This is a genomic window from Actinosynnema sp. NPDC059335, assembly GCF_042752395.1.
Lineage (GTDB): Bacteria > Actinomycetota > Actinomycetes > Mycobacteriales > Pseudonocardiaceae > Actinosynnema.
In genome coordinates this window covers 12,422-20,019 of the sequence record NZ_JBHYXZ010000123.1, presented here as the reverse complement: position 1 = coordinate 20,019, position 7,598 = coordinate 12,422, and the positions used below count along the sequence as shown (strand labels likewise).

Below are 7,598 nucleotides of genomic sequence, written 5' to 3'. Positions count from 1 at the left end.
TGTGGTGATCTCACTCAGCGGCCGCCGCCCGGTTATTACTTTGGTGTTCCAGGCCCCCCTGGGTGGGGGGGGGGGGGGCCCGCCCCCCCGCCGCGCCCGGGTTTCAGTCCCGGCCGCGGTTGTCCAGCAGCAGCGGCGCCCGGCCGGTGACGGCGTAGCGCAGGTGCGTCACGTCGGGCGTGTGCAGGACCCTGATCGGGGTCAGCTCGATGCCCTCCTTCTCGCCGATGCCCAGGTCGGCGTCCAGCAGGCGCAGGCCGGAGCCGAGCACCACCGGCACGACGTGCAGCTCCAGCTCGTCCAGCAGGCCCGCGGCGAGGACCTGCCGGACCAGGCTCCCGCCGCCCGCCACCGCGACGTCCTTGCCGCCGGCGGCGGCCTTGGCCCGGGCCACGGCGCTCTCGACCCCGTCGGTGACGTAGGTGAAGCTCGTGCCGCCCTTGCGCTCCAGGGTCGCGCGCGGGCGGTGGGTCACCACGAACACCGGGGCCCGGAACGGCGGCTCCTCACCCCACGGCACCTCGCCGCCGTCGGCCATGCGGCGGCCCATCACGTACGCGCCGGCGGCCTCGAAGTGCTCCCGCACGACGTCGGAGTTCACGTCCCGCTCGCCGCCGGCGATGCCCTGCCGCTCGCGCCACGCCGACGCGTTGATCACCCAGCGGGTGACGCGGAAGAACGCCGCCGCCTCCGCCGACCGCAACCAGTCGCCGTCGCCCTCGTGGCGGGGTCCGGCGTAGAAGCCGTCGAGGGACACCGAAAGCTGCGCGGTCACCTTGGTCATCGCTGTTCCTTCCTCCCGGCGAGGCCCGGCGGGCTCGCTCGGGAGGGGATCGGAGCCGGCGACCCGACTTCTACGTCGTCGCGGAAAAATCTTCGGCGGACGCGCAGCGGGCCGCCCGCAGCAGCAGGAACCGCTGCTCCGGCACGGTGCCGGCCAGGCGGGCGGCCTGCCGGAACGCCTCGCTCGCGGCGGCCCGGTCGCCCGCGCGCTCCAGCAGGTGACCGCGCACGGCGAGCAGGCGGTGGTGGCCGGCGAGCGCGCCGCGCTCCAGCCCGGCGACGACGTCCAGGGCGGCCCGGGGGCCGTGCACCTCACCGAGGGCGACGGCCCGGTTCAACGCGGTGACCGCGCCGGGCGCGAGGCGTTCCAGCACGTCGTACAGCGCGAGGACCTGCGGCCAGTCGGTCTCCTCGGCCGTGGCCGCCTCGCAGTGCACGGCCGCGATCGCGGCCTGCACCTGGTAGGGGCCGGCGGGGTGGGCGGCCAGGCTGCGCGTCACCAGGTCCGTGCCCTCGGCGATCAGCGCGCGGTCCCACCGCGACCGGTCCTGGTCGGCCAGCGGGACCAGCTCGCCGTCCGGGCCGGTGCGGGCCGCCGCACGCGCCTCGGTGAGCAGCATCAACGCCAGCAGCCCGGCGGTCTCGCCGGAGTCGGGCAGCCGCTCGTGCAGCTGCCGGGTCAGCCGGAGCGCCTGCGCGGTGAGGTCGGGCCGGTGCAGCCGGGGGCCGGCGCTGGCGCTGTAGCCCTCGTTGAACAGCAGGTACAGCACGTGCAGCACGACGGTCAGCGCCCGGTCGCGGTCGGCGGGCAGCTCGAACCGGGCGCCCGCCTCCAGCAGCCGCTGCTTCGCGCGGGAGATCCGCTGGCCCATGGTCTTGTCCGGCACCAGGAAGGCCGCTGCGATCTCGGCCGTGGTGAGCCCGGCGACGGCCCGCAGCGTGAGCGCCATCTGGGCCGGCGCGGTCAGCGCGGGGTGGCAGCACAGGAACAGCAGCTCCAGCAGGTCGTCCCGGGCCGGTTCGGCGTCCGGCGGCGGCGCGAGCAGCTCGTCGCGCGGCACGGCGTCGAACACGGCCTGCTCGCGGCGTTGCCGCGCGGCGTCGGAGCGCACCAGGTCGACGTATCGCCGCCCGGCCACGGTGACGAGCCAGCCCAGGGGGTGCTCCGGCACGCCGTCGCGCGACCACGCCTGCGCCGCGTCGATCAACGCCTCCTGCACGGCGTCCTCGCAGCGGGCGAAGTCGCCGTGCCGGCGCACCAGGGCGCCGAGCACCCTCGGCGTCAACGAGCGCAGCAGGTCGCCGACGGGTTCCCCGGAGGTCAACGGTCGTCGCCGCCCGGGGCCATCAGCGGCCACACCTCCAGCCCGCCGCCCAGGCCCCGGCCGTACCGCAGGGCCGGGTAGGACCGCGCGATCTCCAGCGCCCGCTCCTCGCTGTCGACGTCGACCACGAAGTACGAGCCGACGTGCTCCTTGGCCTCCAGGTAGGGGCCGTCGGTGACCACCGGCGCGTCGCCGACCACGCGCACCGCGCGCGGTCGCGGCTCCAGGCCGCGGGACTCGACCAGCTCCCCGGACCCGCGCAGGGCGGCGTTGAACGCGTCCACCTCGCCGACGAGCTTGCCGAACTGCTCCGCGTCGGTGCTGTTCCACACCTCTTCGTTGCCGTAGATCAGCATCAGGTACTTCACCGCGCGGACTCCCTCCGTCCCGTTCGCCCCCTCGCGTCGCCTAATCTAGATGCCTGCTGACGCTGGGGGGCGTGCCGTGGTCGACCGCATGGCTCATCTGCCGAGCTTGGCGGCGGTCGCCGTGTCGGCGGTCTTCACCGGGGTGGGCGTCTGGGTGGACGGCGGGCAACCCGGCTGGCCGCTCGGCGTCCTGATGGTGTCCGGCGCGGCGTTCGCGGCCGCGGTGGTGCGGCCGGTCGGGTTGTGGACCGTGGTGCCCTCGCCGCCGCTGGTGTTCGCGGCGCTGGTGGTGGGCCTGACCGCGGTGCGGGGCAGGGCGGCGGCCGAGTGGGCGATCGTCGCCGGGCCGCTCGTGGTCCGGGCCTTCCCGCACCTCGCGGCGGCGGTGGCGGCGGGGTTCCTGGTGGCGGTGGTGAGGCTGGGGGGATCGTGGTGGAGGAACAGGTCTTCGTCGACCGGACGGGCAGACGTCGCGGGCTGATGCGCGTGGTGAGCCTCGCGGTCGCGCTGTCGTTGCTGGGCTTCTCGGCGTTGCTGGTGGCGAGCGTGGTCGAGCACCTCGGGTGAGGGCCGACCGGATCTCCCTGGTGCTGGGGCTCGGCCTGCTGATGGGCGTGCTGAGCTTCCACGCCTACGCCACGTCGTCGGCCGACGAGCCGGTGCTCGCCCCGGTCACGGCCGAGCCCGTGCCGGCCGGCACGGCGGTGCTCGTGATCCACGGCGGGCCGCACCCGAGGTGGACGCCGCGCGTGCTCGACGCGTTGGCCCGGCGCGGGGTGCGGGCGACGTTCGTCGTGGTGGGCGCGCGGGTGGTCGAGCACCCCGACCTGGTGCGGCGGATGGTCGCGGAGGGCCACGAGGTCGGCGTCTCGGGGTTCCGCGAGGGCGAGCCGGCCGCGTTGGGCGCGGCGTTCGCGCGCAACGCCGTGGCGGACGCCGCGCACGTCGAGACGTCGCTGGTCGAGCCGGAGCCGGACACCCCGGACCTGCACGTCCACGACCCGGCGCTGGTGTTCGCGGGCCTGGACACCGACCGGGTCGTCCGGCTGCACGTGGGTCCCGCGGCCCGCGCCGCGGTCGACCTGCTCGCCGACGCGCTGCCGGACCGCCGGTTCACCACGTTGACGGCGGCGACCGGCCGTCCCGCCGCGATGGCCGACGCCGGGTTCGGCGCGCGGGTCACCGGCCGGGTCCAGGCGTGGGCGCGGCACCACGGCGACGTGCTCCTCACCGTCCTCGGGGTGGTCTGCGGGCTCGTGGCCGTGCTGGCGCTGCTGCGCACCGTGATGCAGCTCGGCCTGGCCCACACCGCGCGGCGGCTGCACCGGGAGCTGGAGGTCGAGCCGCACGCGCCGCCGGTCTCGGTGATCGTCCCCGCGTACAACGAGGCCGCGAACATCGCCGCCGCGGTGACGTCGATCGCGGCCTCGGAGCACCCCGCCGAGGTGGAGGTGGTCGTGGTCGACGACGGCTCCACCGACGGCACGGCGGAGGTCGTGCGCGGGCTGGGGCTGCCCGGCGTGCGGGTGGTCAGCCAGCCGAACGCGGGCAAGTTCGCCGCCCTCAACGCGGGCGTCGCGCTGGCCCGGCACGACGCGCTGGTGCTGGTGGACGGCGACACCGTGTTCGAGCCCGACACCGTGTCGAAGGTGGTGCGCCCGCTCGGCGACACCGGCGTGGGCGCGGTGTCGGGCAACGTGAAGGTCGCCAACCGGGGCGGACTGCTCGGCCGGTGGCAGCACCTGGAGTACTGCGCGGGCTCGAACCTGGACCGGCAGATCCTCAACGCGCTGGAGTGCGTCCCGACCGTGCCCGGCGCGATCGGGGCGTTCCGCCGGGAGGCGATCGAGGAGGTCGGGGGGATCAGCCGGGACACGCTGGCCGAGGACACCGACCTCACCATGGCGATCACCCGGGCCGGGTGGCGGGTGGTGTACGAGCCGTCCGCGCGGGCGTGGACCGAGGTGCCGGCGAACGCCCGCGGGCTGTACCGGCAGCGGTACCGGTGGTCGTACGGGACGTTGCAGTCGATGTGGAAGCACCGGACCGCGGTGCGCGAGCGCGGGCGGATGGGCCGGTTCGGGCTGCTGTACCTGCTGGCGTTCCACGTGGTGCTGCCGGTGCTGGCCCCCGCGCTCGACGTCTACGTGCTGTACGGGGCGTTCGTGGCCGACGCGCCGCTGGCGCTGGTGATCTGGGGCGTGTTCCTGGCCGTGCAGACGGCGAGCGCCGGCTACGCGCTCCGGCTCGACGGCGAGCCGCTCACCCCGCTGTGGGCCTACCCGTTCCAGCAGGTCGTGTACCGGCAGCTGACGTACCTGGTGGTGGTGCGGTCGCTCGTCACGGCCCTGCACGGCACGCCGGTGCGGTGGCAGACGGCCCGGCGCAGGGGGTTGGCGGGGGTCGGGGGCGGCCGGCGATCGGCCGCAAAGTTTCGCAATCTCTACGAAAGTATTAGCGTTGAGGAGGGTGGACAGGTCGGAAGTGCACCGCCGAGCGGGTGAATCGTTGCAGTTCAGCGGTTCGATTGTATTTCGCGGGAATCCCGATAATGTCGGCCCGTGAGTCGCTTGAGGTTGGTGGGGTCCACCACGCGCGGGATGTCGCGCACGACGGCGTCGCGGGTCGTGGCGCGCGGGTGCCGGCCGGTCGTGCGGGCGCCGGGGCAGCCGGTCGGGCGCCGGGCCGCGCCGGTGGTCGAACTCGTCTTCCCGGCGCTGGACACCGCGTGGGCGATGGAGGTCATGCGCGGCGTGGTCGACTCCGGGCTGGACGTGGTGATGTCGGCGGCCGCCCGTCGCGGCCCGACGTGGGCGCAGGACCTGGTCGGCGCCCGGCGGGCCGGGGTGGTGCTGGTGGCGTGCCCGATCGGCGACGCGGAGCGGCGCGTGCTGGCCCGCGCCGGGGTGCCGCTCGTGCAGGTGGACCCGGTCGACCAGGCCCTGCTCAGCGTCGGGGCCACCAACCGCGCGGGCGGCGCGACGGCCGCGGAGCACCTGCTGTCGCTGGGGCACCGGCGGGTCGGCGTGGTCGGCGGGCCGCGCGACATGCTGTGCAGCCGGGCCCGCCTGGACGGGTTCCGGGCGGCCCTCGCCGAGGCCGGGATCGGGTTCGACCCGGCGCTGGTCCGGCACGCGGACTTCACCCGCGAGGGCGGCCGGCGGCAGGCCGCCGATCTGCTGCGCCTGCCCGACCGCCCGACCGCGGTGTTCGCGGGCAACGACGAGCAGGCGCTCGGCGTGATCGAGGCGGCCCGCGCCGCCGGCCTGTCGGTGCCCGGCGACCTCAGCGTCGTCGGCTTCGACGACCTGCCGGCGGCCTGGCGCTCGTCGCCCGCGCTGAGCACCGTGCGCCAGCCGCTCGCCGCGATGGGCACGCGGGCGGGGTGGATGCTCGCCGACCTGATCGAGGGCCGCCCGCCCGCGTCCGACCGGGTCGAGCTGGCCACGCGACTCGTCGTGCGGGCGTCCACCGCGCGGCCGCCCGCACGCTGAGCGACCTCAGCCCGTGGTGGTCGTGGTGACCGTCGTGGGCGGCGCGGTGGTGGACGGCGCGGTGGTGGACGGGGCCGACGAGGTGGTGGTGGCCGGCATGGTCGGCATGACCACCGCGAACGGGACGCCCGTCTCCTCGTGGCACCCCTGCTCGTCGTGCACGACCCGCGGCCGGGGGAAGCGGTTGTCGTTGCGGTTGTCGTCACGGTCGTCGCCGCAGCCGTACCACGGCGCGTTGAGCGGGCGGCCGTTCTCGTCGTAGAGGTGGACGTCGGTCAGCGGGTTGCCGTCCTTGTCGAACACGAAGATGTTGGTGGGCGTCGGGGGCTGCGGGTCGTAGCTCACCGTGGAGTGGCTGACCGGGTAGCCGGTGAAGTTCGTCGCCAGCGTGCCCAGGACGTAGACCAGCAACCCGAGGGCGAACGCGGTCGCGGGCAGGCTGAGCCACAGCCACCGGCGGTCCGTGGCGGCCTTCGGGCCGGCGGGCAGCGACACCGCGGCCAGCGCGAGCGCGACCAGCAGGATCTCCGGCGACCGGTACAGCATCAGGCCCGCCGCCGCGATGAGCAGCGCCCGGACGATCCACCACACCGGCTGGAAGACGCGCAGCGCCTCCACCGCCTTGTGCAGGTCGGAGCGCTCCAGCCGGTCCAGCGCGTCGCGCAGCGCCACCGTCTCGGGCAGCCGGGCGATCTCCGCGATCAGGCCCTTCTGCCGGAACACCAGCAGGGTCGCCGCCGCGCCGCACAGGCCGACGAGCAGGGTCAGGGCCGCGCCGTCGCCCCGGGTGACCGCGAAGCCGAACGCCGTCACCACGGCGGCCACCAGGCTCCACACCGCGAACCGGGCCGTGAACGCCTGGCGGTTGCCGGTGTCCTTCGCGGCGGTGGGGGACGGCGAGGGGTAGCCCGCCGCGGCGCGCAGCTCCTCCGCGTACGCGCGGGGCGTGCCCAGCCGGTCCACCAGCGCGGCCAGGGAGAAGTCCTCGCCCAGCTCCTCGGCGACCTCGGCGACGTGCGCGCCCGCGTCGTCCATGATCTCGCCGACCTCGGCGGCGGGCAGGTCGGCCAGCGCCTCCCGCATGCCGTCCAGGTAGTGCCGCACCCCGGCGTCCGTCTGCGTGTTCATGCGCCCTCCCCCAACAGGTCGTCCAACGCCCGCGCGAACGACTTCCAGGTGTTGCCCGATTCGAGCAGCCGGGCGCGGCCCGGCTCGTTGAGGCTGTAGTACTTGCGGTGCGGCCCTTCCTCGCTGGGCACGACGTACGACGTGAGCAGCCCGGCGTTGTAGAGCCGGCGCAGGGTGCCGTAGACCGACGCGTCGCCGACGCCGTCCAGCCCGCCCTGGCGCAGCCTGCGCAGCACGTCGTAGCCGTACCCGTCCTCCTTGCGCAGCACCGCGAGGACGGCGAGGTCGAGCACCCCCTTGAGCAGTTGACTCGTGTCCATGCGCTTCTCCCCGGTGGTCTGCCGTGGAGGGTACTACGGAATGCGGAGTACTGCGTAGGAGGGGGTAGTGGTGGGGGGGGGGGGGCCGCGGGCGCCCCCCCCCCGCCCCCCCCCGCCCCCCCACCCCCCCCCCCCCCCCCCCCCCCCCCCCACCCCCCCCCCCCCCCCCCCCCCCCCCCG

At 75.4% G+C, this 7,598-nt stretch carries 9 protein-coding genes; 4 read left to right on the top strand and 5 right to left on the bottom strand.

The features are described from left to right. Positions 1-103: 103 nt before the first annotated feature. From ACFXGA_RS29890 to ACFXGA_RS29880, 3 genes are all read right to left on the bottom strand, one after another. Positions 104-784, bottom strand: coding sequence for a dihydrofolate reductase family protein (locus tag ACFXGA_RS29890; protein ID WP_378093590.1), 681 nt, complete (start codon positions 782-784; stop codon positions 104-106). Between the two features lie 70 nt (positions 785-854). Beyond that, positions 855-2,108 carry an RNA polymerase sigma factor gene (locus ACFXGA_RS29885; protein ID WP_378093588.1) on the bottom strand — a complete coding sequence of 418 codons (1,254 nt, stop codon included), beginning with the start codon at positions 2,106-2,108 and terminating at the stop codon, positions 855-857. Then, positions 2,105-2,476 carry a YciI family protein gene (locus ACFXGA_RS29880; RefSeq protein ID WP_378093586.1) on the bottom strand — a complete coding sequence of 124 codons (372 nt, stop codon included), beginning with the start codon at positions 2,474-2,476 and terminating at the stop codon, positions 2,105-2,107. The genes ACFXGA_RS29885 and ACFXGA_RS29880 overlap by 4 nt, the downstream gene beginning before the upstream one ends. 88 nt (positions 2,477-2,564) lie before the next feature. Here ACFXGA_RS29880 and ACFXGA_RS29875 point away from each other — a divergent pair, with 88 nt between their 5' ends. From ACFXGA_RS29875 to ACFXGA_RS29860, 4 genes are all read left to right on the top strand, one after another. Next, positions 2,565-2,957: a DUF6542 domain-containing protein gene (locus tag ACFXGA_RS29875; RefSeq protein WP_378093584.1), complete on the top strand. Its 393-nt coding sequence runs from the start codon at positions 2,565-2,567 to the stop codon at positions 2,955-2,957. Beyond that, positions 2,909-3,043: a hypothetical protein gene (locus ACFXGA_RS29870; RefSeq protein WP_378093581.1), complete on the top strand. Its 135-nt coding sequence runs from the start codon at positions 2,909-2,911 to the stop codon at positions 3,041-3,043. The genes ACFXGA_RS29875 and ACFXGA_RS29870 overlap by 49 nt, the downstream gene beginning before the upstream one ends. Continuing rightward, positions 3,040-4,980 (top strand): bifunctional polysaccharide deacetylase/glycosyltransferase family 2 protein, encoded by a 1,941-nt coding sequence (locus tag ACFXGA_RS29865; RefSeq protein ID WP_378093579.1) that lies wholly within the window; start codon positions 3,040-3,042, stop codon positions 4,978-4,980. The genes ACFXGA_RS29870 and ACFXGA_RS29865 overlap by 4 nt, the downstream gene beginning before the upstream one ends. 96 nt (positions 4,981-5,076) lie before the next feature. Continuing rightward, positions 5,077-5,970, top strand: coding sequence for a substrate-binding domain-containing protein (locus ACFXGA_RS29860; RefSeq protein ID WP_378093577.1), 894 nt, complete (start codon positions 5,077-5,079; stop codon positions 5,968-5,970). 6 nt (positions 5,971-5,976) lie between these two features. Here ACFXGA_RS29860 and ACFXGA_RS29855 read toward each other — a convergent pair whose 3' ends face one another. Together ACFXGA_RS29855 and ACFXGA_RS29850 are read right to left on the bottom strand one after the other, a co-directional pair. After that, the gene (locus ACFXGA_RS29855) at positions 5,977-7,098 is read right to left on the bottom strand and encodes an HAAS signaling domain-containing protein (protein WP_378093575.1); all 1,122 of its coding nucleotides are present in this window, start codon (positions 7,096-7,098) and stop codon (positions 5,977-5,979) included. Beyond that, positions 7,095-7,418 carry a PadR family transcriptional regulator gene (locus ACFXGA_RS29850; RefSeq protein WP_378093573.1) on the bottom strand — a complete coding sequence of 108 codons (324 nt, stop codon included), beginning with the start codon at positions 7,416-7,418 and terminating at the stop codon, positions 7,095-7,097. Before ACFXGA_RS29850 ends, ACFXGA_RS29855 begins: the two co-directional genes overlap by 4 nt. Between the last annotated feature and the right edge of the window lie 180 nt (positions 7,419-7,598).

Bases quoted from the DNA above. Each gene is read 5' to 3' on its own strand.
- ACFXGA_RS29890 (WP_378093590.1), bottom strand. From the start codon at position 784: ATGACCAAGGTGACCGCGCAGCTTTCGGTGTCCCTCGACGGCTTCTAC.
- ACFXGA_RS29875 (WP_378093584.1), top strand. From the start codon at position 2,565: ATGGCTCATCTGCCGAGCTTGGCGGCGGTCGCCGTGTCGGCGGTCTTC.
- ACFXGA_RS29860 (WP_378093577.1), top strand. From the start codon at position 5,077: ATGTCGCGCACGACGGCGTCGCGGGTCGTGGCGCGCGGGTGCCGGCCG.
- ACFXGA_RS29855 (WP_378093575.1), bottom strand. From the start codon at position 7,098: ATGAACACGCAGACGGACGCCGGGGTGCGGCACTACCTGGACGGCATG.
- ACFXGA_RS29850 (WP_378093573.1), bottom strand. From the start codon at position 7,418: ATGGACACGAGTCAACTGCTCAAGGGGGTGCTCGACCTCGCCGTCCTC.